This window comes from Gordonia aquimaris, from assembly GCF_026262595.1.
In the GTDB taxonomy this organism is placed as follows: domain Bacteria; phylum Actinomycetota; class Actinomycetes; order Mycobacteriales; family Mycobacteriaceae; genus Gordonia; species Gordonia tangerina.
In genome coordinates this window covers 38,920-65,347 of sequence record NZ_JAPKFM010000015.1, presented here as the reverse complement: position 1 = coordinate 65,347, position 26,428 = coordinate 38,920, and the positions used below count along the sequence as shown (strand labels likewise).

Below are 26,428 nucleotides of genomic sequence, written 5' to 3'. Positions count from 1 at the left end.
CGGACGTTGAGCACATAGACTCGAGAGATGCACATGGGGGAACCCAGCCGCGGAGGTCAAGACTGTGCCTCGGAAGCAGCGATCATCTCGTTCTGCGCGGATCCCTTTCATCGTGCCGCCACTGCGTATGGTCATCCGACCTCGGCGACGATGGCCGAACGGTTCGTCGAACGCGTGCTCAAGCCGCTGAGCCCGAACAGCAGATTCGAGCGGCGCTCCGATCTGGAGTGGCTCATCAGTGTATCGGCGGTGGACGGAACCCCGGACGCATTTGTCACCGCGTCACGAGTCCGGTCGGGGGCCCATCCGGTGGACGTGGACGGACAGACCACGTTCCTCGACGTGTGTATGGGTGTGGCCGCACGGGACCAGTTGCCGGAGGTCACCGATCGCGTCGACCTGGTCCAGTGTGCGGATGCCGCGTTGTGTATGGCCCTCATACGGCAGCACCATGTGGTCTTCGCCGACGCGGAGACCTTACCGCTGGTGCGGGAGCATGTGGAGATCGGCAATCGGCTGGCGGAGGCGAAACCGGAGGACTTCCGTCTGCACTACCAGGCGATCGTTCGTCCCGACGACCGCAAGCCTGTCGGGTTCGAGTCCCTGCTGCGATGGTACGTCGACTCCGAGGTGCTGACCCCGCAGACTTTCCTGCCGGCCGCACAGGCGACCTCGCTGATCGTGCCGATCGGGCAGCACGCGATCGGCACGGCGATCCGCACCTTGGCCGGTGAGATCACCACGGCCTTCGGCGACGACGCGTTCGTCTCGGTCAACCTGTCCGCCCAACAGCTGTGGGCCGACGACATCGTCACCCACATCGATGAGCTGATCGAGGCCAACAGTGTGGCGCCGCAGCGGGTGTGGATCGAGGTCCGCGAGGACGAGGTGATCAAGTTGGGCAGCGCCGCTGCAACCGCGATCGAAGGGCTCGACGAACTCGGCTGCACGATCTGCATCGACGATCTCGGCGCCGGTTACTCGGCACTGCGTTACGTACGCGATCTCCCGGTCGACGTGGTCAAGGTGGATCGTAGCCTCATCAGCGGGGTGGCCGGTGACGCGTCGGATCGTGCCGTCGTGCAGGCCATCTGCGACATGGCGCGTGCGAGTGGGATGACGACCCTCGCGGAGGGTGTCGAGACCGAGGAGATGCTGTCGGCGGTCGTCGAGTTGGGTTTCGACCTCGCGCAGGGATATCTGTTCGGCAGACCAGAGCCCGCGTCGTCGGTCTTCACACGGTGATTCGGCGGGCGTCCGGCCCGATAGGGGGTGGCGACGCCCGTGGCCGCGAACGGGTTACTGTGGCCACGACGCCTGAGCGCAGAAATAATCGAGTTGTCGCGCGACCACCGCGACAAGTCTGTCCTGCCGGACGAAAGGGGGCGCTGTGAGCCGCCGTTTCGATCAGCGGACACTGGCTGTCCTCGCCAGCGAGGTCGGTGCGATCCCGTTGTTGGTCGTCGCCTATCTCTCACCGGATTTCATTCGCCCCGGCCACCGGTGGTGGGTGGTCGCGATCGCCGTCTACACCGTCATCTCGATCGTGGTGACCGTGGCGGTGCGACCGTTGAACGACGCGCAGTTCGCGATTCTGAGTTTCGGTGGCATGGTCGGAATCGCGGCATCGGCCGGCGCGATCAGCGATGACGGGGCGGCTCACGCGGTGCTGATCTTGCTGGCCGCCATCCCCGCGCTCTCGGCGATCGAGTCGCCGCCGCGCACAGTTGTCACCTTCGTGCTGATCGCGGCGGGCCTCGCGTGCACGGTGGTCGCCACCCGGGCGCATTCGTCGACGGCGATGTTCGTCGCCGGCGGCGCGGTGATCTTGGCGATCCTGGTGCCCACCTATCTCGTCACCACCCTGCGCAGGTCGCTGTCGCGAGCGCTCGAGGCGCAGGCGGCGATCAGTGAAACAGACCCGCTGACCGGCGTGCTCAACCGGCGCGGACTGGCCACGCGGTGGGAGCAGATACTGCGCGACACCGTCGAATCACGATTGCCGATCGGCTTCATCGAGGCCGACATCGACTACTTCAAGTCGGTCAACGACAGGTACGGGCATTCGGTGGGCGATGCCACGCTGGTTGCCGTGTCGCAGGCGCTGTCCGAGGTGGTGCCACCGGGCACCTTGGTCGCCCGAACCGGTGGAGAAGAGTTCGTGATCGTGCGCAGCGTCGCCAACGCGTCCGAGTTGCACCGGTTGTGCGACGACTTGAGGGTCCATGTCGCGGCGAGCACCAGTGTCACGGTGAGCATCGGAGCGGTCAGTGCGTCGGTGTCGATCATGGTCGGTCGGCCACCGGCGGTCACTCGGGACATGGTGGACGAACTCTTCGCCATCGCCGACCGACAGCTCTACATCGTCAAACGGGACGGACGCAACAGCGTGTCGGTGACGAATACCGATCTGATCTCCGGGCCCATCGCGAATGTCGCGCCCGGGCGATCCGCGTCCTGGCCGGTAGCCGACGTCGACGAGCCCCTCGACCGCTGCCCGGAATGATCGGGCCGAGTCAGTACGCCCCGTCCTTGGAGACAACCGCCCGGAAGGTGCGCCACAGGATCACCAGATCCTGCATGATCGACCAGTTCTCGACGTAGGAGACGTCGAGACGCACCGACTCCTCCCACGACAGGTTCGATCGGCCGGAGACCTGCCAGAGGCCGGTCATCCCGGGCTTCACCAGCATGCGGCGCGCCACCCGGCCGTCGTAGGTGGCCACTTCGGCGGGCAGCGGCGGACGCGGGCCCACCAGACTCATCGATCCACCCAGCACATTGAACAACTGCGGCAGCTCGTCGAGGCTGTAGCGGCGGATGATGCGGCCGACCGGTGTCACGCGCGGGTCGTCGCGGATCTTGAACAGCGGTCCGTTGCCCTCGTCGCGGTCGGCGAGATCGGCCACCAACGTTTCGGCGTCGGGCACCATCGACCGGAACTTCCACATCCGGAACGGCCGGTTGTTGACGCCGACGCGGACCGACCGATGGAAGACCGGACCTCGCGTGTCGGCGACGATCGCCACCGCGATGACCAACAGCAGCGGGGAGAGGGCGAGCACGATGAGAGCCGCGCCCACCCGGTCGAGGGCCGCCTTACGGAATCGATTGGCGCCGGCATAACTCGGGCGGTCGATGTGCAGCAGGGGTAATCCGGCGACGGGGTGCACCATCATGCGCGGGCCCGCGATGTCGGCCACACCGGGTGCCACCAGGAGGTCGATGTCCATCTGATGCAGATTCCACGACAGATCCTGCATGGCGAGATGGCCGAAAGCATCGGGGGAGGTGACCGCAACTGTGGTCGCGTCGCAGCCCTCGGCGGCGCTCGCCACGTCGTCGAGGCCGCCATAGACGGGGACGCCGGCAGTGCCCACCGACCTGCGGCCCGCCGCTCGTGCGGTGGGGTCGATGGGAACGCATGCGCCGACGACCGTGAACGGTTGCTCCGGAGCCTGACTCAGCCGATCGGTCACGATGGCCACCGACTGCGGCTCGCCCACCACGAGGAGTCGTTCCAGTCCGATGCCCCGAGATCGCTGACGGCTCAGCTGTCTACGCCACGCCCATCTCGACGCCAACAGTCCGACGGTGCCCAGCGGCAACGCCAGCGCGAAGTATCCGCGCGAGACGTCGAGATGCAGCACCAGCACCAGGATCGCGAGCACGCCGAACACGCTCAGGCATGCGGTGGCAACCCGGCTGTACTCCTCCGGACCATCGCCGAGGATGCGTCGATCGAGGGTTTGATACACCCGCAGCGAGAACACCCATGCGGCGATCAACACCGCCATGACCACCAGTGTTGCGCCGTGGACGCCGCCGAAACCATCCGACTCCAGATCTGAGCCGAACCGAAGTAGTTGCGCCACAACGACGGCCGCCGCTATCACGAGAACGTCGGTCAACGCGATCGCGGCCACGTACCGCGGCGCCCACGCTCGTCTGGCCCGCAACAGCGTCGGCAGCGGCACGGCGCGATCGCGGCCGAGCCGGCGGCGGCGCGTGGCAGCCAGTGGCTCGTGACCGGTGGTGCGGTACGCGGTCATCATCCCCCAAATTGGTCGTCTGACTCTGTGTTTCGTTCCGCGACGGGACAGCATGCATGGACGCGAAGGCCGGACTGTGCGCAATGGGCGGTGCACTCCCGGCAAACGCATCACCAATGTAAATATGGAATCGACAACCTACAATCACAGGGTCGTGGACAACTGACAAGGACACGTTGATGAAGAGTCGAGACGATCTGGACCTGCGGCGTCTGCGCATGTTCGTGACGGTGGCCGAGGCGCCCAGCCTGCGGGTCGCGGCCGAGAAGATGTTCATGACGCAGCAGGCGGCGTCGTCGGCGATCAAAGAGCTCGAACGAACTCTCGGCGTCGAGCTGTTCTCGCGGACGCGCCGCAGCCTGATGCTGACCCCGGCAGGTGAGACGCTGTATCGCGGTGCCGCAGCACTTCTCGCCGGCGGTCATCAATTGACCGCAAAGGTGCAGGCGGCAGGCGCAGACAGCGTGCCGCCGTATGTGATCGGCCACACGCCGAATCTCGCACCGTCGGAGGTCTTCACGATCATCGAACCGGTGGTGGTGGCCGATCCTTCGGTGCCGATCACGGTGCGACCCATCTTCGCCGATCAGATCCGCAGCGCCCTGCTCGACGGTCACATCGACCTGGCGCTGCGGCGTGGGATTCAGCCGCCGCCCGATCTCGCCGGGACCGTCGCCGGCCGGCACCGGCTGCGGCTGGCCGTCGGCAGCGAGCACCCGCTGGCCCAGCACGATCAGGCCAATCTGGCTGACCTCGCCGACCACGAGATCGTGGTCGCCGTCGCCGAACCGGAAGAAGACAGCGAATACCTCCGATTGTTGATCTCCATCTGTCAGGCCGCCGGCTTCGAACCCCAGATCACGGTGTCCCGCCTGCGCGGTACCCCACCGCACACCGCGGTCATCGCACATCCGCAGGCCGCGGCCTTCGTCACCAACGAGCCGGGATGGCTCTACGACAACCGGATTCGGGTCATCGAGCTCGCCGAAGCGCCGACGGTGCCGGTGCAGGCCATGTGGCTGCCGCACACCACCTCCGCGATCCGCACCAAGATTCTCGCCTCGCTGCAACCCTGACTCCGCTTGGTCCCTGAGGAAGGCAGGAGCCTGCGGAGGCCGGTCTTGAAGGGCCCCTTCGATACGCTCGCAAGCTCGCTACTCAGGGCGGCGCGCTCGCAGGTTCGCTCCTCAGGGGGCGGGTCGTGACGCTGACCGCCCCCTAGCAGCGCAGACAACGGCAAGCTGTCAATTGTCACCGGGAATCTGATTGTGGCAGGCGGTGGCGGTCCATACATTTGGACGTGACCACTTCGTCGAGCCCGGTTCATCGCCGAATCGTGCTCGATCACTCGCGCATCCACCGTCCAGTGTCTCTGGGGGACAGTAACTTTGACGTGCCAAGAATACCTACTGCCATCGTGTGGCAACTCGCCGGTTCCGGGTTCGACTGGACTGTGCAACGTTTGCGGGGTGTCACGATGAAAGTCCTCGTCACCGGACACCTGGGGTACCTGGGATCGGAGATGGTGCCGGTTCTGCAATCGCGCGGTCATGACGTGATCGGCTTGGACACCGACCTTTTCGGCAACTGTGACTTTCACGGCACACCGGTCGACGTCCCGACGCTGAACATCGACATGCGCGATGTGACAGCCGCCGATCTGACCGGACTCGACATCGACGCGGTGATCCACCTCGCCGCACTGTCCAATGACCCACTGTCGGATCTCGATCCGCAACTGACCTACGACATCAACCTCGACGCGTCGGTGAGTCTGGCCGAGGCCGCGAAAGCTTCCGGGGTGCAACGGTTCCTGTTCTCGTCCTCGTGCAGCCTGTACGGCAAGGGCGGCGACGCGGAACTCGACGAGAACGCCGAGTTCAATCCGGTGACACCGTACGGCGAATCCAAGGTGCGGGTGGAGCAGGCGCTGCACACGCTGGCCTGCGACTCGTTCTCGCCGGTGTACCTGCGCAACGCCACGGCCTATGGCCTCTCGCGTCGGCTCCGTGCCGACATCGTCGTGAACAACCTCGTCGCACACGCGGCCACCTCGGGCAAGATCCTGATGGAAAGCGACGGCACACCATGGCGACCGCTGGTGCACGTCCTCGACATCGCCGACGCATTCGCCGCGGTGCTCGACGCGCCGGCCGAGACGATCCACGATCAGGCCTTCAACGTCGGCCGCGCCGGGGAGAACTATCAGGTGCGCCAGATCGCCGACATCGTGGCAGACGTCGTACCCGACTGCGCGCTCGGATTCGGCATGCACGCGTCCCCCGACATCCGCGACTACCGGGTCGACTTCAGCAAGATCCACCGCATGGTGCCCGGATATCAGCCGCAGTGGACCGTGCGTCGGGGCGTCGAGCAGCTGTGGGCGGCCTACCGCCAGGGCGGGATGACCGCCGACATGTTCGCGGGACCGTCCTACATCCGGTTGCGCGAAATCCAGCGCCTATGCGCCGCCGACGCGGTGGGGCCCGACTTGCGTTGGAGCGCAGCATGACCGATCTCGCCGATCTGTCCACACCGGTCGTGTATCCGACCGGCCCGCGCATCCCGGTCGCCGGACCGTGGGTCACCGACCTCGAGGTGCGCTACGTCAGCGAAGCCGCTGCCAACGACTGGTATGCCGACGCAGGGCGGTCGGTCCCGATGTTCGAGCGTGAGTTCGCCGATCATCTGGGCCTACGCCACGCGATCGCGGTGCCACACGGCACGTCGGCGTTGTACCTGGCGATGCTGGCACTCGGCGTGGGACCCGGCGACGAGGTGGTGGTGCCCGAGGCGACGTGGGTGGCCTCGGCGGCACCCATCGTCTATCTCGGGGCGACCCCGGTGTTCGCCGACATCGACCCGCACGGTTGGTGTGTCGACGCCGACTCGTTGCGCCGTGTCGTCGGACCGCGCACGAAGCTCATCGTCACCGTCGACCTGTACGGCAACACCCCCGACATGGCGCGAATCCGCGCCGTGGCCGGCGACATCCCGATCCTCGAGGATGCCGCCCAGGCGATCGGTGCCTTCCGAAGCGGCACTCCCGCCGGAGCGCTCGGTGACATCGGGGTCTTCAGCTTCCACGGCACCAAGACGATGACGACGGGCGAGGGTGGCATGGTCGTCACCGACGACGACGCGGTCCACGAGCGGATGTCGCGTATTCGCGATCACGGACGCACGCCCGCCGACCACAAGTTCTTCGTCACCGACGAGATCGGTCACAAGTTCCGGATGAGCAGTCTGCAAGCGGCTTTCGGTCGTGCGCAGCTGGCCCGCATCGACGAACTCGTGGACAAGAAGCGCCAGATCTTCGACTGGTATGCGCAACGGTTGGCCGGGCTGCCCGGTGTCACACTCAATCCCTCGCAGCCCGATGCGGTCAACACCTGTTGGATGGTCACCGCCGTGGTCGATCGGGCCCGCGGGCTGTCCACCCACCGGATGATGGAACTGCTCGATCGACACCAGATCGACAGCCGGCCGTTTCTGCCGCCGCTGAGTTCGCTGCCCGCATTCGACGGCTACCAGACCGCCGTTGCGGCGGCACAGAACAACCCTGTTGCCTACGACATCGCCTCGCGGGCAATCAATCTACCGTCGGCGCTCATGCTCACCGAGGACCAGGTCGAGGCAGTGTGTACCGCCTTCACCGAAATCCTCCACAACGGAGAGGACCCATTGTGAAAGCAGTCATTCTCGCGGGTGGACGCGGCACGCGGATCAGCGAGGAATCCCAGACCCGCCCGAAGCCGATGGTGGAGATCGGCGGGCGCCCGATCCTGTGGCACATCATGAAGATCTACAGTGCCGCCGGCATCAACGAATTCGTGATCCTGCTCGGCTACCGCGGATACATGATCAAGGAGTACTTCGCGAACTACTTCCTGCACATGTCCGACATCACTGTCGATCTCGGTGACGGGGCGGTCAGTACCCACAGTTCCAAATGCGAGCCGTGGAAAGTGACCCTGCTCGACACCGGCATGGAAACGATGACCGGTGGCCGGCTCCTGCGGGCACGTGACCACATCGGCGACGACACCTTCACCTTCACCTACGGCGACGGCGTCGCCGACCTCGATGTGGGCGCGGTGATCGACGCCCACGAGCGCAACGGCACGGTCGCGACGGTGACCGCAGTACAGCCGCCGGCACGGTACGGAACGCTCGACATCGAGGATGGACTCGCACAGTTCCAGGAGAAGCCGCACGGCAGCTCGGGCTGGGTCAACGGTGGATTCTTTGTCGCCTCACCCAAGTTGCTCGAGTACATCGACGGCGACGACACGATCTTCGAGCGTCAACCGCTGGAGAAGTTGTCGGCCGATGGTCAGCTGTCGGCGTACCAACACGGTGGCTTCTGGCGCGGCATGGACACACTGTGGGACAAGGTGATGCTCAACGACCTCTGGGAGAGCGGCAAAGCTCCCTGGAAGATCTGGAACGACTGACATGACATCACCCGTATGCCGGTCGTGCTGGACCGAACTGACCGAGACCTTCTGTGACCTCGGACTGTCACCGATGGCGAATTCCTATGTCGCACCCGAGAACCTGGACCGACCGGAAACCTTCTACCCGCTGCACGCGTATGTCTGCACCGAATGTCTGCTCGTTCAGCTCGGTGAGTTCGAAACCCCCGAGGAGATCTTCTCCGACTACGCCTACTTCTCGTCGTACTCGTCGAGTTGGCTGGAGCACGCGCGAAGCTACGTCGAGGAGGTGACCCGCCGCTTCGACATCGACTCGTCGACGCGGGTGGTGGAGATCGCCAGCAACGACGGCTACCTGCTGCAGTACTTCGCTCGCAACGATGTTCCGGTACTCGGCATCGAACCGGCCGCCAACGTCGCGGAAGTGGCCCGCGCCAACGGTATCGACACCTGCGTCGAGTTCTTCGGCATCAAACTCGCCGAGAAGCTCGTGGACGAGGGTCGTCAGGCCGACCATCTGATCGGCAACAACGTCTTGGCGCATGTGCCGGATCTCAACGACTTCGTCGCCGGCATGAAACTGCTGCTCGCGCCGGACGGTCGCATCACGATGGAGTTCCCGCATCTGCTGGCGCTGATCGCGCACACCGAGTTCGACACCATCTATCACGAGCATTTCTCGTACTTCTCCTTGCACTCGGTGACGCAGGTCTTCGCCCGCCACGGTCTGCGACTGTTCGACGTCGATGAGGTGCCCACCCACGGCGGCTCGTTGCGCATCTACGTCTGTCACGACGAATCGGAGCGGTATACACCGTCGGAGCGTCTGCACACGCTGGCACGTAAGGAATCGGCGTACGGCCTCGATCGGCTGGACGGCTATCGCGACTTCGCGCCGGCAGTCGAACGCACCAAGCGTGAACTGCTGAGCTTTCTCATCTCGGCCCGGGAACGCAACGAGCGGGTGATGGCCTACGGTGCGCCCGCCAAAGGGAACACGCTGCTCAACTACTGCGGCGTGGGGCGCGACCTCATCGACTGCACCGTCGATCGCAACCCGCACAAGCAGGGGCGGCACCTTCCCGGAACCCGGCTACCCATCAAGGATCCCGCGTACATCGCGACGGCGAAGCCCGACTATGTGCTGATCCTGCCCTGGAACCTACGCGACGAGATCGTCGAGGATCTCGCGTTCATCCGCGAGTGGGGCGGCCAGTTCGTCACACCCGTACCGCATCTCGAGGTCTTCGGCCCCGACGCCGTCGACCACTAGTGGAGGAGCTGTCATGTCATTTGTCGTATCCACCGAAGCGGGTCTGCCCGACCATCTCCGCCGTCGACAACTCTATGCCGGGACGGTGTTCTGCCTGCCGCCGCGCGATTCGATCACGGCCTTGGCCGAGTTCGCCTTGGAGATGGTGTCGCAGGCGTTCGACGGCCGGGACCCGCTGACCGCCCATCAAGACATGGGGGTCGAGGAGTATGTCGGCGTCCTCGCCGCCCTGAAGCCGGCGTTCACCCACCACCGGCGCTGCAAGGAATTGCTGCGAGAGATCCTGCTGGACCTCGGTGCCGACACGTCGAAGACCTATTTCGACGTGCCGAAGCTTCGGGTGGTGCCCACCGCGAGCTACCTGTCGTCGGGGCTGGGCTACAACTATGCCGCGCACCGCGACACCTGGTACGCGTCACCGGACTGCCAGAACAACTGGTGGGTGCCCGTCGCCGGCAACGCTGCGAACAAAGGCATGCAATTCCATCCGGACTTCTGGGGACGCCCGGTCGACAACAGCAGCTCCGGATTCGATGCCTACGAATGGAACCGTACGTCGCGCCGGGACGCCGCCAAGTACGTCACCCACGACCCCCGGCCCCACCCGAAGGCCGCGCCCGGCGCGGAAGGCTCTGCGGTGCGCGTGGTGGGCGATCCCGGTTCCATCCTGTCGTTCTCCGGCGCCCAGCTGCATTCCACGGTGCCCAACGAAACCGACACCGCACGTATCAGTTTCGACTTCCGCACGCTGCACATCGACGACTTGTTGTCCGACGCCGGGCCCGTCAACGTCGATTCGCGCTCCACCGGCACGTCGGTGCGGGACTACCTGCGTGCGGACACATTCGAACCGCTGCCCGACGAGGTGATCGCACGCTATGGCGCCGACGGCAGCGCCGACGGCGTCCTCGTGTTCGACCCCAAAGTCCTCGAAACCAACTGAGCGGGAGCTACTGCTTGTGGTCCGATCCCCGGTCGTCACCGGCGACGACAATCCCGACGTGACGGGGTCGCCGCCCACACAACAACACTCGCTGCGCGCAGGCACCACCGCCCAGATGCTGCCACTAGTGGCGGGATACGGCGTCAACCTGCTGGTGACCCCCTACATCGTGCTCCGGCTCGGGATGCACAACTACGGCATCTGGTCGGTGACCGGCGCGTTGGCGCAGTACGCCGCGCTGTTCGACCTCGGTGTGTCGCGGGCGGTCACCCGTTTCGTTGCGCTGCACCATGCGCGTGGTGAACGGCGCGACGAGCGCGCCGTGCTGGGTGTGGCGTTGGCGGTGACCGTCGGACTCGGCGCCATCCTGCTGGCACTGTGCGGGGTCGCGGCGTTCGCCTTCGAGGGTTCGCTGCACACCGGCTCGGTCGGGCTGGCGCGCACACTGCTGTGGGCCGCAGTGGTGATCCTGGTGACCGGCATGCTCGCGCGGGTGATCGCCGCAGCGGCCTTCGGTCGCGGCCGGATGATCGCCGGGAACGCCGGGCTGGCGGTGCAGACGGGGTTGATCGCGGTCGGGGGAGTCGTCGGCCTGATCGTGGAACCCGAACTCGCCACGTTCGCGGTCGCCAGCGCACTCGGCGGGATCATCGGGCTGGTTGTGGTGGTTGTCGCCGTCCTGATCGACGAGCGTCACTTCCCGGTCGGACTGCCGACCAAGCAGATCACCCGCGACGTCATCGCCTTCGGACTCAAGGGGCAGGTGCTCGGGGTGGGTGACATCGTGCTGTTCCAGTCGCCCAAGCTGATTCTGGGGTTCATCGTGGGACCGGCTGCGGCCGGCGCCTACGACCTGGGCAGCCGCTTGGCGCTGGGCGCTCGGGCCTTCGGATCGATCGCCTCGGTTGCGCTGACCACCCACATGACCCGGCGTTTCGCCGCCGGTGGCGACGGCGCCGTCCGCGATGCCTATCTGCCGCTGGTCCGGATCAACTGCGGGGTGTCGATCTTCGCGCCGTTCCTGCTGGTGGCGACATCGGTCAGCGCCATCCCCCTCTGGCTGGGTGAACCCAACAGCGACGTGCTGTGGGCGGCGGTCATCCTGTCGGTGGCGTTCACCTTCAACGTAGCGACGGGAGTCAGCACCGCGGCGACGCTGGCGATCGACCGCATGCGCATGCTGATCTGGTCTGCGGTCGCCTCCTGCGTGCTGGCGCTGGTGCTGGCGATTCCCGCCGGGTTCTGGTTCGGCTATCACGGTGTCGTGGTCGCCGCGGCGGCAGCGGTGATCCTCGGCGTCGCAGTGGGTGTCGTGTTGGTGCACCTGGCCTTGGACGTGCCGATCCGCGACTACCTGACCAATGTCGCGCCCGGTTATGCGGCCGCCGCGGTGGGCCTGATCGTCTCGGTGCCGATCGGCATCCTGGTGCAACCCACCACCCGAGAAGCAGCCGTCCTGCCGTTCCTGCTCTCGGCCGTCGTGTTCACGACGGCATACGTGGCCGTCGCCGCTGCGCTCAAGACCCTCCCACAGGTCCGCGGCCGAAAACAGCCAGATGGAGAGCCCACATGATCGACCGATTCCACCAGACCACCGCGCCGATCCCAACCGTCGAGGCGTTTCGTCAGAGGAGGCACAGCCATGAATCGTGGTGACCTGTACCGCGCAATGCGCAAGGGCAGTCTCAAATGGATTGTCGCGGCGGCAGTGTGCCTGCTCTGCGTGGCCGCCGCCGCAGTAGGCAACGCGACCGCGACCCGCGAGTACACCGCCGTGTGCCTGCTCTACGCGTCGCCGGCGGCGAGCGGAACACCGGGGGAGTCCTACCAGGGCTCACTGATGGCGCAGGACCGCGTGCTGTCCTATCGGGATCTTGCTCTCAGCGACCGGGTCTCGGAGAAGACCATCGCCTCGCTCGGGCTGGACATGAGCGTTCCGGAACTGCAGTCCCGGATCAGTGTGGAGACCCAACCACAGTCGGTGGCCATGGATGTGAGCGTCACCGGTGGCTCGGCCGCCGAGGCAGTCCGACTGAGCCGTGAGGTCTGCCAGCAGCTCGTGGAGGCCGCACGGTGGGGAGACTCACCCGACGATGGTGGCGGTCCGATCGTGGCGCTGCGCATCCTGCAGGAACCGTTGACCCCCGAAGGACCGTCGTCGCCGAACACCGGGCGCAACCTCGGCATCGGACTGCTGGCCGGTTTGCTGCTGGCGGCCGCGGTCGTCATCGGATGGGGTCGCGTCGAACGCCTGCTCGGCGAGGGCGCCACAGACTCCGGTGATTCCGAAACCGACTCCGGTGGAAAACATCTGCAGGCCGACGAACCGAAGACCGACGAGCTCAACGGTCATTCCTGGCCGAACGGGCACTCGCCCCTGGACCGAGAGGACGCACGGTCATGACAAGTGAGGCAACCGCCATCGACCTGCCGATCACCCCGGAGTCGACGGTGACGACCTGGCTCAACCACCACAGCGCGCTGGTCGCCGACTGGGACGCGGTGGCACAAGCCGACGAGGTGGGTGTGGACGGCACGTTCCTGCAACTGCTGCTGGGCCTGCAGGGCGCATCGGTCACCAGGTCCTCGGCCGACCTCGACCTGCCTGCCATCCTGCGGGAGCGGCATCGGGAGGGGCGGACGATCGCCTTCGTCGGTGGCGGTCCCGGCATCGCGAGAGCCGCCGCCGAACGCTTCTCCGGTGTGGTGCTCGCCGTCGACGGGTACGACGGCGTCGCCGACCATTCGCGACTCGTGCAGCGGCTGCGGGCATCCGGTGTAACGGTCATCGTGCTCGGCATGGGGTCACCGGCGCAGGACCGGATCGCGGTTCGCCTGCGTGACGATCTCCAGGGCGTCGAAATATACACCGCCGGAGGCTGGTTCGACCAACTCGCGCACGCCGAGAATTACTTTCCGCCGATGGTGCACGCACTGCGGCTCGGATGGCTGTGGCGGCTGCTCCACGAGCCGCGACGCCTGGCCGGACGCTACACCGTCGAACCGTTCGTCGCCGCGGTGCGGCTGCGCAATGTGGCCCGCCGGCTCGAGTCGTGCGGACTGCGGCTGCACGAGGACAAACGCTTCTTCGTACACCGGGACACGGTCGAGGAACCAGACGTCGTGCAGGTCGTCACCCAGCTCGAACGGGCGGGTGCACAGACCTTGTCGTGGTGGATCGAGAATCAGGCCAGCGCTACCGCCGGCTTCCGGTCGTACTTCCTGTACAACAAATCCGGCAGTGACCTGTTCAGCCGCTCACGGTGCCTCGCCGACTCCCGGCCGGGCTCGCCGCGCGCGCTGATGGCGATGCTGCGCAAGCTCCGCGACCTGATGCGGGGACGCGACGTGGTGATCGCGCACACCCACTACGCCATTGCCGCCGTCATCCTCATGTCGATGTCGCTGCGGCCGGCGCAACGCCCGAAGGTGGTGGCGGTGCATCACTGGCCGATCGAGCGGTATCCGCGACTGGCGGCGAAGGTGTACTCGCTCGGTGTGCGTAGGGAACTGATCGACGAAGAGGTCTTCGTCTCGCCGTCGGTGCGTCCCGACGCCGATCGGGGAGTGGTGATCGAGAACCCTGTCCCGCTGGCTGCCTACGGCGCTGCGGCCCGGCGCCGCGAGGTGGACCTGTTGATCGTGGCGCGGCACTCCGCCGAGAAATCGGTGTCCACCGCCATCGATGCCCTGCAGTTCCTGCCGGGCCGCACCCTGACCCTGGTGGGCGAGGGGCCGCTGACCGCCGAACTCGAGTCGCGGGCGCGGACGGCCGGCGTCGAGGACCGGGTGGTATTCGCCGGACCGCAACCCAACACCGAGGTCAGGAAGATGATGGAGCGTGCATCCGCGCTCATCCTGCCGTCGCGATGGGAGGCCATGCCGATGGTGCTGCTCGAAGGCGTCGCCTGTTCGGTTCCGTTGGTGGTCAGTGCAATCCCCGCCCACGGATTCGTCTCGGAGGCGGGTGCTGCGCTGGTCTTCGAGGTCGACGACGCACGTGGTCTGGCCGACTCGGTGCGGAGCCTCGATGAGGAGGCCACCCGAAAGTCTCTGGACGCCGGTGTGCAGGCGGTACGTGAACGCCTCTCCGAACCCGCCGTCGCCGAGCGGTGGCTGACTCTCGTCGACGACATCCTGGCGCCGACATGAGCAGTGCAGCACCGGCACTTGGGGACCTGCGATGGGTCGCCCTGGCCGGTGGTGCGCTTCTCGCCGTGCTGGTGCCGCTGGGCACGGGGAATGTCGAGGTGGCGGTGGCCATCGCGTCCGTCGTGGCGGTGGCGGCCTGCGTGTGGCGCCGACCGGCCACCGTTGTGCACGCGGTCATCGTGATCACCTTCATCACCGTGCCGGCATCGGTTCCCGACGGTATCCGCGTCGGCGGGCTGTTCGTCTACTTCCACGAATGTGCGCTGGTGGCCGCCGTGATCTACGCCGGTTACCGGCTTCGTTCGGCCGGGACTCTCCGACGTCGAATGATGGTGTCGCCGGCGGCGATCGCCTTTGCCGTGTTCGTGATGTCGCTGGTGGTCGCGGCGGCACACGGGGTGGTGTCGGGGTTGGCTATCCGCGACATCACCTACGACGTGCGGCCGGCGGTGGCGCTGGCCGGGGCGGTGTTCGTTGCGGCGGTGATCGTGGGCATCGGTGAGGTGGGCCGGTATGTGCCCGCGCTGTTGTTCACCCTGTCGGTGTCGGCCTTCGCCATGTTCGTGTCGTCGGTCACCGGCTTCGCCTTGGCCGGGCGCGAGGAGGCCGCGCAGCTCTACACCGTCACGGGTCGCCTGGTCGCCGGCGGGTCGGATGCGCACCGTCTGCTCACTTCCACCACCCCGTTGGCGCTGGCCGTCACGTTGATCGCGGTGGCGATGCTGCTCGTCGGCGCCGGCCGTACAAAGCTGATCAGTGCTCTGCTGATACCTGCGGTGGTGGTCGACTTCTTCAGCTTCTCGCGCAATGTGTTCCTGGGGCTGGCAATCATGTTTGTAGTCGTGCTGGTCGCTGCCGCGTTGAACGGGATGCTCACCAGGGTGGTGGTGCGGATATCGGTGACCGTCGCCGTGCTCGCGGCCGCGCTGGGACTGGCATTCGTAGGCGCGAGCGCCCTGGGTGCCGGCCAGTGGGCGCAGAGCCAGGTGTCCGGCTACTCCCATCGGGTCCTCGCCGGGCTCGACCAATCGACGCAGGCGGTCGACTCGTCCACGCAGGACCGACGTCAGGAGAACCGCTATCTCACCGAAAGCGTCGGCGACAAGGAGATTGTGGGCAACGGGCTCGGCTTCCGGTACAAGCCGCCGATGGGCGCGGCCGACGAGTTCGCGGCCAACGACGGCCAACTGTATGCACACAACTACTACGGCTGGCTGCGCACCAAGACGGGCCTGCTGGGGTTGGTCGCATTCATCGGAGTGCTCGCCATCTGCATTCTGCCGGTGGTGATCCGGCGCTGGCGCGACGGCCCCAGCATTGCGGTCGCCGCCACCACGGCGGGCTTGGCCGCGGTCATCGCGGTCTCCCCCATGCCGAATGACCACGGCGGCTCCATCGTCTTCGGCTGCCTGCTGGGCTATGCGATCGCCAGATACGCCCGCGGACAAACGCAGAAGGGGCCGCAGACGGCGCCGGTGGCGATCCGGACGGGTGCGGCGTGGTGAGGATCACCCGGCGCCGGCTCCTACAACTCGCCGCGGGTGCGGTTCCCGCTGCCGTCGTCGGATGTGCGCTGCCCGCACGTGATGTCACCGAGCCGAACGATCCCACCCGCATCCTCGACCTCGACGGTACGCAGGCATCGTTGGATCGCGTCGACGGGATTTCGATGATCAGAAATCAGGTCGCGGGCGGGGTGGGTGGTCCGGCCCAGGTGGCGAACTCGACGGTGCCCCGGCCGGCGGCGACCGGTTGGCGGTTCTCGCCCACGGATGCAATGGTGGCCGACGAGTTGCCGACGCTGACCGAATTCGGTCTGATGGTGGTGGTCGACGCGCGCAGCGGAGCAACCGGAACGATTTGCGCGCTGACCGACGCCCGGAACAACGAACTGAGAGTGGTGCTCGCCGCACCCGACACGCTGGCCGTGTGGTCGCGGACCACCGAGCTGATGCGGATCCGCGATCCATCGATCACGCTGCGTCCGTGCGCTTTCGCGATGACCTTCGATTCCTCGCGCACCGCATACGGATTCCTCAACGGCGCGTACGTGGCGAGCTTCACCGACCGCATCGGCCTGCAGGCGGTGCGGCGGCTGTCCCTGGGCGCCGACGGTGACAACCGGTCCTTCGCCGGGGTGCTGCATCAGCTGCGTTACTGGGATCACGCCGTGTCGGGTACGACCCTGCGGCGCAACTTCGACTCGCTGGGCGCGCGGTGGGAGGTCGGGATCGTCCCGCTGATCGGCGGCCGGGTGAGCGCCGCAGCCCCGGTTCCGACCGGACTCAAGGGGAGCTCCGTAGTGCCGCGTGCCACCGACATCGTGAACGGATCTGCCTGGCAGAACTTCTGGAGCCGCTGGGATTGGCCGTGGGTGCGCGAATCGATCGATCTGGCGATCGAGGTGGGTTCACGGTCGATCCGGATCATCGGCGACGTCGGCGCCGTGCTGCTCGGCCGGATCGATGCCGCCACCTACCTTCGCCGCCTCGATCAACTGCTGACCTACTGTCGGCGACGAGGGCTGACCGTCTACTACTGCCTGCTCGATCTCCGGCACACACCGCTGGACCGATTGGGGGAGGTGGAGTCGATGGCGCGGACGATTGCGCGTGGGTTGTCGCGGCATCCCAACGTGGTGGCCGTCGACCTGTGCAACGAGGTGTCGGTGATCTATCCGCAACTCCCCGAACCCGTCGCGTTCGGGTTCATCGCCCGATGGGCGTCGACGATTCGCAGCGAGACGAACCTTCCGCTGTCGGTGTCGGACATTCACACCGGGCAACTCATCGACAAGATCACCGACCGGGCGGCGATGAGTCGATGGCGTGAAGTCGTCGACTTCTTCGACATCCACGTGTACCGGCCGCCGATGATCCGGGCCGGCAGCAACTTTCTCGCACCCTATGAGCTGGCGACCGATGTTCCGCTGGTGTTCGGTGAGGCGGGGGCCAGCCGCGACGAGGACGCCGATCGGGTGGGTGTGTACCGAAGTATCGAGAACCTGGCGAACTCGTCGGATCGTGTTCGTGGTGTCTACCAGTGGGGGTTGATCAATGACGAGTACGGGCTCATGACCGAGAACGGCCGGGTGCGGCAGGACGACGTGATCGCGGTGTGGCGGTCGTTCGAGCCGAGGAACTGATGACCGACCGCAGACGGCGCGCCCCGCATGTGGCGATCGTCAACTACTTCACCTCTTCCTACCTGACCGTGCTGCTCCCGCAGCTCATGGCCGACGGGGCGGCGTCGGTGACCGTCCTGGACAACAGTTGCGACGACGCGGAGTGGCACGCGTTGTCGGAGGCCACTGCGGGCCAACCTGACGTCAGGGTGCTCCGGAGTCCGCGCAATGTGGGTTTCGGTGGCGGACACAACATCATCGCCCGGCACCTGGCCGACCTCGCCGATGATGAGGTGCTGTGCGTGCTGAACCCCGATACCTGGATGGAGCCGGGATGCCTGCCCGCCTTGTCCGATGCGCTCGACGAGATGGGCCCCGACTGCGTCGTCTCACCGGTCATCGTCACCGGCGCCCCGACGGTTCCGGTGGTCTGGTTCGCCGGCGGGGACATCGACCTGCGGCGCGGGGTGGTCAGTCACCGTGGCTATGGGCAGCCGCCGCCGGCGCCGGACGGTGCGGCGTACCTCACCGGATTTCTCAGCGGTGCGGTGATGGCGACGACGTTGCGGGTATGGCGCAGCGAGCCATTCGATGAGCGGCTGTTCCTGTATTGGGAGGACGCCGATCTCGCCCTGCGCTGGCAGGCGCGCGGTGTGGCGCTGGCCGTGGCGCCTCGCGCTCGCGTGTGGCACGAGGAAGGCGGCTCGCAGACCCACGTCGGCGAACAGCACGGCGCCGTCTACCACCGCTACATGAACCGCAACCGCACGGTGGTGCTCGCCGCGCACATGGGGCTGTTGTCGCTGCTGGTCGGCTACGGAGCGAAACGTACTGTCGGCCAGCTCCTGCGGCCGGCGCGGGAACGCCGATGGCGGGGCGGCGCCGCCGAGTGTGGCGCCGCGCTCGCCGGCCTGCTCGACGGCGTGCGCACGGCGCTGCTGCACGCGGTCGCGCGCCGCTCGGTGCGATGCTCGCACCGCCGCGCTGTGCGGTCGGGTGGCGATGCCGGCGCAGGTGCGTCGACCACGGTGGCGGTGTTCGCTCCTACCGCATCCGGCGGGCATCCGGAATACGTGCGCAAGGCGCTCGACGGTGTTCTCGACTCGGGCGACGACATCCGGTTCATCTGGCCTCGCCGCCCAGACCTCGAGGGCCGCTTCGTCTCCGACCGGATCAGCCAGCCCGTGGCGATACCGGCGCAACGGCCGAGATCAGATTTGGGATCGACGTGGCGATGGGTGGCCGAGCGCGCGCGACCCTGGCGTCGCCACGACATGGCGTTCTGCCTGTTCCTGTGGCGCGCCCGCGACGTCGATGTCGTCCTGCTGGAGGAGATCCAACGTTTCACGCTGCCCCTGGTGGTGTGGCTGTCCCGGCTGCGTGATCGACGAGTGGTGGTGCGGCTGCACAATATACGTCGCCACGATTACACCGGATCAACGGTCGACACCGTCGACGAATGGTTGACCGGCGCAGGGCTGCGGGCGGCCGACGCGGTGCTGGTGCACACGGAAGGAAACCGCGAGGTTGCCGGCGTACGTTACGGACTTGCGCGGGTGAGTGTGGTCCCGCATGGCATCGCGGTCGCATCGGGTGCCGATTCGTCGGCGGCCGGGGCGCCGACGTTTCTGTTCTTCGGTGAGATCCGGGAAAACAAGGGGGTCGACATCCTCGTGCAGGGTTACGCGAAGTACGCGGGCGAGAGCGCACTGGCGATCGCCGGTCGCGCCGAGCACTCGGTGCGGCGGGTCATCGACGATGCCGTCGATCGGGATCGTCGGATCGAATGGTTCGACGGTTTCGTCGAACCCGAACGGGTACCGGAGCTGTTCGCTCGCGCGCACGCTGTCGTGCTGCCCTACACCGACTTCGAAGCGCAGAGCGGCGTGCTGCACACGGCGATCGAGTACGGGGTGCCGGTGATCGTCTCCGACGTGGGTGGGCTCGGTGAGACGGTACGGGCGCTCGGTATCGGAATCGTCGTGCCGCCGCGGGATCCGGTTGCCCTGGCCGACGCGCTCACCGCAATGGACGAGCCGGAGCGCAACCACGGTTTCCGTCGCGCCGTCGTCGCGGCGCAGCAGTCGCTGGAGTGGCGCGCCATCGGGCCGGTGCTCTCGTCGATACTGCGCGGGTGAGGCGGGTCAGGATGTGCTGTCGCTGAACGTCAGCGGTGTACGCCGGGCCGTGGCGGCCAACTGCCGGCCGAGTCGTGTCAGCAACGTCCGACGCTGGTCCCTGGGATTGCGCATGACGTCTTCGGGGACATGCCGCAATGACCGCAACCACAGGTTGAACGCGTGTCTGCGCACCGATGTGTCGAGTTCTGGGCGCTGCATCAACCCGGTCATCACCCACATCCGGTCGATGGAGGGCGCGCCCTGGTGGATGTCGGTCTCCGAGCCGGCATGGTGCCATCGCACGGTCAACGGTTCGTCCACATAGGCGACGTCACCGAGGGCCATGACGCGCAGCCACGCGTCGATGTCCTGCAACTGCGGTACGTCGGCGCGGAATCCGCCGGCCGCGATCAGCGTCTCGCGTCGCACCATCACGGCGGTGGGTTCACCGACCGGGTTGCCGCCACCCCCGGCATCGAGGTGCCGGCGGATCAACTCCTGGCCGTCGTTGATCGTCGAGAGGGGAGCCAAGGGTGTCTCGAGTCGCGAAAACTGTGCTTTCCATTCGGTGTCTTCGCTTTCCACGGTGCGCGGGGCGAAAGCCAGACCCACGTTCGGGTCGTCGAAGAACGGGAGCAGTCGCTCGAGGCAGTGGGGCAGCAGCCAGTCGTCGCCGTGGACGAATTGCACGATGGCGCCGCGGGCGAGCTCGATGCACCTGTTGTGGTTGCCGACCAGCCCGACGTTGTGTTCGTTGCGTACCAACCGAATCCGCGGGTCGTCGAAATCCCGCACCCGCTCGGCCGTGTCGTCGGTGGAGGCGTTGTCCACCACCAGACACTCGAAATCGCTGTAGGACTGCGACAGAACGCTTTCCAGGCATTTCGCAACGGTGTCCGCGCTGTTGAACAATGGTACGCAAACACTCAGACGCTGCACTTCGACCTCCGTCTGGGCTGCATCGATGAACCAGTGATTTCCGCACCGATCATAGCGTGCGGGCGCCGAGATTTGTTGACGTGTACGTCCACGTGACCAGCTGCACCATCGCCGTGCGTGATTCGTTGAGAGTCAACCAAAATGCGTACCATTCACAAGAACAACAGCAGAGACGATGTCCCCAATTTGGGGGGACAGGTCTTAGACTGGGTGGACTGGCTGACCGGGGCCAGGATACAGGGACGGGGACGCCGGTGACGGAAAATGGATATGCGGCGATGACCGCGATCGCGGTGGCTGCAGACCCATATCACCGGGCTGCGGTGGCGTACGGGCGAGCGGAGGCGGCGGTGGTCGCCGACGAGTTCGTCGATCAAGTGTTGCGGGCGGTGATCCCCGCGGCGAGATTCGAGCAACGGTCGGCGTTCGAATGGCTGATCTGGCTTTCGGAGTCCGACGTCGGCCTGGCGGGGCTGGTCGACGCCGCGCGCGGCCACCTCGAGTCGCGTCTGCTGGAGTACGGTGACTCCGGCCGATTTCTCGACATCTGCATGGGTGTCGCGGTCGGAGCGGAACTGCCCGAAGCGGTGACGGGACGAGCCGTCATCGATTGTGCCGACGCTGCGCTGTCGACTGCCATCGTGGGACGCCACACCGTGGTGTTCGCCGATTCGGGGACAGCGGAGCAGATCCGCAGCGATGTCGACATCGCCACCCGACTGAGTCAGTCCGACGGGGACGACTTCGTCCTGCATTACCAACCGATCGTCACGCTGTCGGATCGCCGCACCGTCGGATACGAGTCGTTGCTGCGGTGGCACACCGAGGCCGGACTGTTGTCGCCCGAGGTGTTTCTCGCCGTGGCAGAGGACACGTCATTGATCGTGCCCATCGGCAGACACTCGATCGACGACGCCATCCGGACGCTGGCCACAGAGGTGGTACCGACGGTCGGCGCGGACGCCTTCGTGTCGCTCAACCTGTCGGCCCAACAGTTGTGGGACACCGCCATCACCGCGTACGTGGCGGACACCATCGAGGCGAATGCCGTGGATCCCGAACAGGTGTGGATCGAGATCAGGGAGAACGAGGCCGTCGAACTCGGCACCCCGGCAGAGCGCGCTGTGGCGCAACTCCACGAGATCGGTTGCATTATCTGCGTCGACGATCTCGGTAGCGGGTTCTCCGCGTTGCGTTACGTGAGAGACCTCCCGGTGGATGTGGTGAAGGTGGACAAGACGTTGATCGACGGGATCCTCGATGACTCGGCCAGTGGTGCGTTGGTCCATGCCATCCGCGACGTCGCGCAGTCGACGGGCATCGGCATGGTTGCCGAAGGCGTGGAGGACGAGAGCGTGGTACCGGCCCTGCAGGAGTTGGGTTTTCAGTTCGCCCAGGGGTATCTGTTTGGGCACCCGTCGCCGCACCCGCGGTGACGCGGCGCGTCGAGCGTGCTCATCGTCGGCCGCGCATCGGTTCAGTAGTAGTAGGGAAACGCATCCCAATCCGGAGAGCGCTTCTGCAGGAAGGCATCCCGACCCTCGACGGCCTCGTCGGTCATATAGGCCAACCGGGTGGCCTCACCGGCGAACACCTGCTGACCCATCAGGCCGTCGTCGGTGAGGTTGAACGCGAACTTCAGCATCCGCTGCGCCGTCGGTGATTTGCCGTTGATCTTGCGTCCCCAGTCGATCGCGGTCTCCTCCAGGTCGGCATGTGCGACAACCCGATTGACCGCACCCATCTGGTGCATGGTGTCCGCGTCGTAGGCTTCGCCGAGAAAGAAGATCTCGCGCGCGAACTTCTGGCCTACCTGTTTGGCGAGGTACGCGCTGCCGTAGCCGGCGTCGAAGGAGCCGACGTCGGCGTCGGTCTGCTTGAAACGGGCGTGCTCGCGTGATGCCAACGTCAGATCGCACACCGAATGCAGCGAGTGCCCACCGCCGGCGGCCCAGCCGTTGACCACCGCGATCACCACCTTGGGCATCGTCCGGATCAGGCGTTGCACCTCCAGGATGTGCAGCCGGCCACCCTCGGCCTTCACCCGGGCTTCGTCGACGCCCTCGGCGCCGGCCGCGGTCACATCTGAATCGTGCGAGGACGCGTACTGATAACCGGAGCGCCCGCGGATGCGCTGGTCACCGCCGCTGCAGAATGCCCAACCGCCGTCGCGGGGGCTCGGGCCGTTGCCGGTGAGCAGCACCGTGCCGACGTCGGGGGAGCGCCGCGCATGATCCAGCGTCCGGTACAGCTCGTCGACGGTGTGCGGGCGGAACGCGTTGCGGATCGCCGGCCGGTCGAAGGCGACGCGCACGATCCCGTGCCGGCGGCCTTCGCCGACATGCCGGTGGTAGGTGATGTCGGTGAGTTCGTCGAAACCCGGCACCGGAGCCCATTGGGTGGGATCGAACGGGTTCTGGGAGGTCGCGGAACCGGCGTCAGTCATGAATCGAGCCTAAGTGGTCGGGTCCGTGAGTTGTGTCTCGACGCCCTTCTGCGGATCGTGACCGCAGTGGTACCGACCGATATGCCCTAGTCGGCGGGGTTTCTGCCGCGATCGTGGCATCCTGGACATGTGGGCTGGGTCATCGTCGCGATCATCCTCACCGTGTGGGTCACGGTGGCGGTGGTGCTTGCGTTGGTGATCGGTCGCTCCGTGTGGCTGCGCGACCGCAACGAGAAGCCCGAGCCGATACCGCACGTCGATCCGCCGGGATCACGTCGCGACGGGTGAACGGCCGTTCTATACGGTTGATCCATGAGTGACGGTTCAACCAGCCCGGAGTCGACCACCGAGATCGGGGAGGACCCGCACGAGGGCGGGTTCCGGGCGCACACCGCCATCACCACCGAACGTGGCGGGCCCCGCTACGGGGAGTTCAGTGAGCAGGCGCGCACCCTGATGGACAACGTCCGCTACGCCTGCCCGACGCCGGAGTTGGCCGACGAACTGATCGCCGATCTGGAGAAGATCAACGCCAAGCTCGCCGCCGTCCGTATCGACGAGTGGCATTCGCCGTCGGGCACCCGCATCGACCTCCCGGCGCGCGGCAACATCACGCTGCCCCCGTTCGAGGTGACCGAGGTCAACGACGACGGTGTGTTCGCGTCGGTCACCTTCCGTGACTTCCACCTCGGCGGCAACAAGGCCGCGCACGGTGGTCACGTGGCCGTCGCCTTCGACGACCTGGGCGGTTACGCCTCGGCGGTGGCCATCCAGGGTGTCAGTCGCACGGCTTATCTCACCGTGCAGTACCGGTCGATCACCCCGCTCAACACGCCGCTGCAGGCGCATACCTGGGCCGAGAAAGTGGACGGGCGCAAGGTGTTCATCAAGGGCACCCTGCACGACGGCGATCGGTTGTGTGCCGAGATGGATGCCCTGTTCATCAAGCTGGATCCGGGGCAGCAGTAGCGGTTTCGGTAACGATCCGGCATCGGCGAGCGATCCACCGGTATGTCAGTCAAGAGAGTCCGACGAACTCGGGTCATCGTCGCCTCCTCCGGGATCGCCGCCGCGTTGCTGATGGCCGCGCCCGTCGGGGCCGCGGTTGCCGACGAACTCACCGGCACCGAACCGGCATCCCCGAGCGCCGACGACGGTGCGGCCAGCGCCACCTCCACGACGGCCCCCTCCACGACTTCACCTTCCACGACTGCACCGCCGGGTACCGGGGAGTCAGGAGCAGGGGACTCGGGAAGTGGGGAGCCGACCGAGACCACCGCACCGCCGGCCGGGGAGTCCGACGGTGCTACCACAGAAACCACGGATGACGACGAGTCGGCGCCGTCCGAAGAGACCACCGGAACCACGCAGCCTCCGTCGGAGACCGCGGCTCCGGAGACGTCCGAGCCCGCCGAGGCGCCGGACTCCGCGACGGAAACCCCGTCCACCGAGGTCGACGAACCGACCACCGCTCGAGAGGTTCCGACCTGGTCGTGGCCGACGGGCCGCCATCGCGCGGATGACGAGTCGACCGGGCGCCACCGCGCCGATGAGCCCGCGACGGGACGTCACCGCGCGGCCACCGATGACGCTCCGACGGAAGACGCGGTAGGTGACGGCGCGGTAGGTGATGAGGCGGCGCGGGTGATCGGCGAGGTCATCGGCGAGCCGGGCACGGCGGCCGCGGTGTCGGCGGGCGCCGACACGGAGCCGCCCGAGCAGCAGAGGCCGCGTCCGGGCGCGTTCTACGGTTTCGCCGGCGACGTCGGCGCCGGCGGTCTGATCTTCCTCAACCAGAGCCTCGCCGCGGGGGGTGCCTTCCTGCGTCGCAGCCGCGGCGACGGCAGTGACCTGCTCGGGTTGCTGAATCCCGGGGATCGGGTCACGGTGCCCGCCGCCAGTGTGGTGGGCACCCTGGTCGACTCGGCTGACGCCAACCCGGCCGTCGACGACACCGACGACTCGCTGATCGCGCAGGCCTTCGACGTGCTCACCGCGCGGCTGCAGTGGTGGATGATTGACCCGGACAACCGTTTCTACGACCCGTCCGACTTCCAGGTGCTGATCGGCGACAACTATCGCATCGCCGACGCCGACGACATCACCTACACCTACGATGCGGATGCAGACACCATCACGTTCACCAACACCGGTGACACCGACGTCGCGGTGATCGCGGTGGACCAATACAACGTGCCGCACGGCGATGGGCTGTACCTGGTGCCGGCCGGAGAGTCGACGACCATCGACGCCGGCGGCGACATCTCCGGATACGTCGTGCAGGGCGAGCGGGACGCCGAAGGTGGCGCCATCATCTACGGAATGGTTGTGGTGCAGGATGATTCGACGCTGAGCCAGAACTTCAATCCGTTCGGCGCCGCGATCCGCGACGCCGATCAACCGATCGTCGACCCCGACAACAAGTTCTGGGATCCGTCCGAGGGGCTCGCGACCGGCATCCTGTGGCCGCTCGACGCGGTGGGCGCCGACGGCGCCGCGGACGGCGTCTACTACTCCACCGATGCGAGCGGTGTGACCATCCACAACGACAGTGACGGCGACATCGCGATCATCGTGTTCAGCGGTACCGCCGACCGAAACCTGGTGCCTCAGAACAACTTCTACGTGGTGCCCGCCGGCGGTGCGCACACCATCGAACTCGACGAGGGAGGCTATGCCCTCACCTCGGTGCAAGGGGAGCGCGTCGTCGGCGGGCGGGACGACGGGAAGCCGCGCCTCTACGGCAGTTTCGTCGCGCTGAACAGTGGCGACGACACCGTGGTGACCGAGGTCGACAATGTACCGCAGGATGAGCTGCCGCCGCTGACGCGGGTCTGACACCAGCCACCCCGGGTGGCTGCGTTGGGCGCGGAAGCCGTGAGTACCTCGCAATGCAAAGGCCCGTCACGAAGGGCCCTTCGGCTCGCTCCTCAGGGATCA

At 66.6% G+C, this 26,428-nt stretch carries 21 protein-coding genes; 18 read left to right on the top strand and 3 right to left on the bottom strand.

Features of this window, described 5'->3' with window-relative positions; all coding sequences use genetic code 11:
* The first annotated feature begins 33 nt into the window (after positions 1–33).
* On the top strand, positions 34–1,245 hold the full coding sequence (locus tag OSB52_RS14800) for an EAL domain-containing protein (protein ID WP_266062495.1): 1,212 nt from the start codon (positions 34–36) through the stop codon (positions 1,243–1,245).
* Positions 1,246–1,390: 145 nt separating this feature from the next.
* Positions 1,391–2,506 (top strand): GGDEF domain-containing protein, encoded by a 1,116-nt coding sequence (locus tag OSB52_RS25025; RefSeq protein ID WP_266062494.1) that lies wholly within the window; start codon positions 1,391–1,393, stop codon positions 2,504–2,506.
* Between the two features lie 10 nt (positions 2,507–2,516).
* Here OSB52_RS25025 and OSB52_RS14790 read toward each other — a convergent pair whose 3' ends face one another.
* Complete coding sequence (locus tag OSB52_RS14790) at positions 2,517–4,052, bottom strand: sugar transferase (RefSeq protein ID WP_372512440.1); 1,536 nt, start codon at positions 4,050–4,052, stop codon at positions 2,517–2,519.
* A 179-nt stretch (positions 4,053–4,231) separates the two neighbouring features.
* On the opposite strand from OSB52_RS14790, the gene OSB52_RS14785 reads away from it, so the two are divergent.
* From OSB52_RS14785 to OSB52_RS14730, 12 genes are all read left to right on the top strand, one after another.
* A complete protein-coding gene (locus OSB52_RS14785) occupies positions 4,232–5,128 on the top strand; it encodes a LysR family transcriptional regulator (RefSeq protein ID WP_266062490.1) in 897 nt (298 codons plus the stop codon).
* Between the two features lie 401 nt (positions 5,129–5,529).
* Complete coding sequence (locus OSB52_RS14780; protein ID WP_266062488.1) at positions 5,530–6,564, top strand: NAD-dependent epimerase/dehydratase family protein; 1,035 nt, start codon at positions 5,530–5,532, stop codon at positions 6,562–6,564.
* Positions 6,561–7,742, top strand: a complete 1,182-nt coding sequence (locus OSB52_RS14775) for a DegT/DnrJ/EryC1/StrS family aminotransferase (RefSeq protein WP_266062486.1) — start codon at positions 6,561–6,563, stop codon at positions 7,740–7,742. Before OSB52_RS14780 ends, OSB52_RS14775 begins: the two co-directional genes overlap by 4 nt.
* Positions 7,739–8,509 (top strand): glucose-1-phosphate cytidylyltransferase, encoded by a 771-nt coding sequence (rfbF, locus tag OSB52_RS14770; protein WP_266062484.1) that lies wholly within the window; start codon positions 7,739–7,741, stop codon positions 8,507–8,509. The genes OSB52_RS14775 and rfbF overlap by 4 nt, the downstream gene beginning before the upstream one ends.
* A gap of 1 nt (position 8,510) precedes the next feature.
* On the top strand, positions 8,511–9,764 hold the full coding sequence (locus OSB52_RS14765) for a class I SAM-dependent methyltransferase (RefSeq protein WP_266062483.1): 1,254 nt from the start codon (positions 8,511–8,513) through the stop codon (positions 9,762–9,764).
* A 13-nt stretch (positions 9,765–9,777) separates the two neighbouring features.
* Positions 9,778–10,707 carry a 2OG-Fe(II) oxygenase family protein gene (locus OSB52_RS14760; RefSeq protein ID WP_266062481.1) on the top strand — a complete coding sequence of 310 codons (930 nt, stop codon included), beginning with the start codon at positions 9,778–9,780 and terminating at the stop codon, positions 10,705–10,707.
* 58 nt (positions 10,708–10,765) lie between these two features.
* Positions 10,766–12,280, top strand: coding sequence for a lipopolysaccharide biosynthesis protein (locus OSB52_RS14755; protein ID WP_266062480.1), 1,515 nt, complete (start codon positions 10,766–10,768; stop codon positions 12,278–12,280).
* A gap of 69 nt (positions 12,281–12,349) precedes the next feature.
* Positions 12,350–13,111, top strand: coding sequence for a YveK family protein (locus tag OSB52_RS14750; RefSeq protein ID WP_266062479.1), 762 nt, complete (start codon positions 12,350–12,352; stop codon positions 13,109–13,111).
* Positions 13,108–14,859, top strand: a complete 1,752-nt coding sequence (locus tag OSB52_RS14745) for a WecB/TagA/CpsF family glycosyltransferase (protein ID WP_266062478.1) — start codon at positions 13,108–13,110, stop codon at positions 14,857–14,859. Before OSB52_RS14750 ends, OSB52_RS14745 begins: the two co-directional genes overlap by 4 nt.
* A complete protein-coding gene (locus OSB52_RS14740) occupies positions 14,856–16,364 on the top strand; it encodes an O-antigen ligase family protein (RefSeq protein WP_266062477.1) in 1,509 nt (502 codons plus the stop codon). The genes OSB52_RS14745 and OSB52_RS14740 overlap by 4 nt, the downstream gene beginning before the upstream one ends.
* Complete coding sequence (locus tag OSB52_RS14735; protein ID WP_266062475.1) at positions 16,361–18,004, top strand: LamG domain-containing protein; 1,644 nt, start codon at positions 16,361–16,363, stop codon at positions 18,002–18,004. Before OSB52_RS14740 ends, OSB52_RS14735 begins: the two co-directional genes overlap by 4 nt.
* Entirely contained in the window at positions 18,004–20,121 is a 2,118-nt protein-coding gene (locus tag OSB52_RS14730) for a glycosyltransferase (protein ID WP_266062474.1), read from the top strand. Before OSB52_RS14735 ends, OSB52_RS14730 begins: the two co-directional genes overlap by 1 nt.
* Positions 20,122–20,127: 6 nt before the next feature.
* Here the strand turns inward: OSB52_RS14730 and OSB52_RS14725 are convergent, their stop codons facing one another.
* Entirely contained in the window at positions 20,128–21,042 is a 915-nt protein-coding gene (locus OSB52_RS14725; RefSeq protein WP_266062472.1) for a glycosyltransferase family 2 protein, read from the bottom strand.
* A gap of 278 nt (positions 21,043–21,320) precedes the next feature.
* On the opposite strand from OSB52_RS14725, the gene OSB52_RS14720 reads away from it, so the two are divergent.
* Positions 21,321–22,478 carry an EAL domain-containing protein gene (locus OSB52_RS14720; protein WP_266062469.1) on the top strand — a complete coding sequence of 386 codons (1,158 nt, stop codon included), beginning with the start codon at positions 21,321–21,323 and terminating at the stop codon, positions 22,476–22,478.
* Between the two features lie 41 nt (positions 22,479–22,519).
* Here the strand turns inward: OSB52_RS14720 and OSB52_RS14715 are convergent, their stop codons facing one another.
* Complete coding sequence (locus OSB52_RS14715) at positions 22,520–23,488, bottom strand: 1,4-dihydroxy-2-naphthoyl-CoA synthase (RefSeq protein ID WP_266062467.1); 969 nt, start codon at positions 23,486–23,488, stop codon at positions 22,520–22,522.
* Positions 23,489–23,617: 129 nt separating this feature from the next.
* Between OSB52_RS14715 and OSB52_RS14710 the strand changes: the two genes are divergently transcribed.
* Genes OSB52_RS14710 through OSB52_RS14700 form a run of 3 tightly spaced genes read left to right on the top strand, consistent with a single transcriptional unit; the run spans position 23,618 to position 26,326 of the window.
* The gene (locus OSB52_RS14710; RefSeq protein ID WP_235724893.1) at positions 23,618–23,776 is read left to right on the top strand and encodes a hypothetical protein; all 159 of its coding nucleotides are present in this window, start codon (positions 23,618–23,620) and stop codon (positions 23,774–23,776) included.
* Positions 23,777–23,800: 24 nt separating this feature from the next.
* The gene (locus tag OSB52_RS14705) at positions 23,801–24,457 is read left to right on the top strand and encodes a PaaI family thioesterase (RefSeq protein ID WP_266062464.1); all 657 of its coding nucleotides are present in this window, start codon (positions 23,801–23,803) and stop codon (positions 24,455–24,457) included.
* 42 nt (positions 24,458–24,499) lie between these two features.
* Positions 24,500–26,326, top strand: coding sequence for a hypothetical protein (locus tag OSB52_RS14700; RefSeq protein ID WP_266062461.1), 1,827 nt, complete (start codon positions 24,500–24,502; stop codon positions 26,324–26,326).
* Positions 26,327–26,428: the final 102 nt, after the last annotated feature.

What these genes read in the sequence shown, in the direction of transcription:
- OSB52_RS14800 (WP_266062495.1), top strand. Translation starts at nt 34, where the DNA reads ATGGGGGAACCCAGCCGCGGAGGTCAAGACTGTGCCTCGGAAGCAGCG.
- OSB52_RS14790 (WP_372512440.1), bottom strand. Translation starts at nt 4,052, where the DNA reads ATGACCGCGTACCGCACCACCGGTCACGAGCCACTGGCTGCCACGCGC.
- OSB52_RS14785 (WP_266062490.1), top strand. Translation starts at nt 4,232, where the DNA reads ATGAAGAGTCGAGACGATCTGGACCTGCGGCGTCTGCGCATGTTCGTG.
- OSB52_RS14780 (WP_266062488.1), top strand. Translation starts at nt 5,530, where the DNA reads ATGAAAGTCCTCGTCACCGGACACCTGGGGTACCTGGGATCGGAGATG.
- OSB52_RS14775 (WP_266062486.1), top strand. Translation starts at nt 6,561, where the DNA reads ATGACCGATCTCGCCGATCTGTCCACACCGGTCGTGTATCCGACCGGC.
- OSB52_RS14765 (WP_266062483.1), top strand. Translation starts at nt 8,511, where the DNA reads ATGACATCACCCGTATGCCGGTCGTGCTGGACCGAACTGACCGAGACC.
- OSB52_RS14760 (WP_266062481.1), top strand. Translation starts at nt 9,778, where the DNA reads ATGTCATTTGTCGTATCCACCGAAGCGGGTCTGCCCGACCATCTCCGC.
- OSB52_RS14750 (WP_266062479.1), top strand. Translation starts at nt 12,350, where the DNA reads ATGAATCGTGGTGACCTGTACCGCGCAATGCGCAAGGGCAGTCTCAAA.
- OSB52_RS14745 (WP_266062478.1), top strand. Translation starts at nt 13,108, where the DNA reads ATGACAAGTGAGGCAACCGCCATCGACCTGCCGATCACCCCGGAGTCG.
- OSB52_RS14740 (WP_266062477.1), top strand. Translation starts at nt 14,856, where the DNA reads ATGAGCAGTGCAGCACCGGCACTTGGGGACCTGCGATGGGTCGCCCTG.
- OSB52_RS14730 (WP_266062474.1), top strand. Translation starts at nt 18,004, where the DNA reads ATGACCGACCGCAGACGGCGCGCCCCGCATGTGGCGATCGTCAACTAC.
- OSB52_RS14720 (WP_266062469.1), top strand. Translation starts at nt 21,321, where the DNA reads ATGACCGCGATCGCGGTGGCTGCAGACCCATATCACCGGGCTGCGGTG.
- OSB52_RS14715 (WP_266062467.1), bottom strand. Translation starts at nt 23,488, where the DNA reads ATGACTGACGCCGGTTCCGCGACCTCCCAGAACCCGTTCGATCCCACC.
- OSB52_RS14705 (WP_266062464.1), top strand. Translation starts at nt 23,801, where the DNA reads ATGAGTGACGGTTCAACCAGCCCGGAGTCGACCACCGAGATCGGGGAG.
- OSB52_RS14700 (WP_266062461.1), top strand. Translation starts at nt 24,500, where the DNA reads ATGTCAGTCAAGAGAGTCCGACGAACTCGGGTCATCGTCGCCTCCTCC.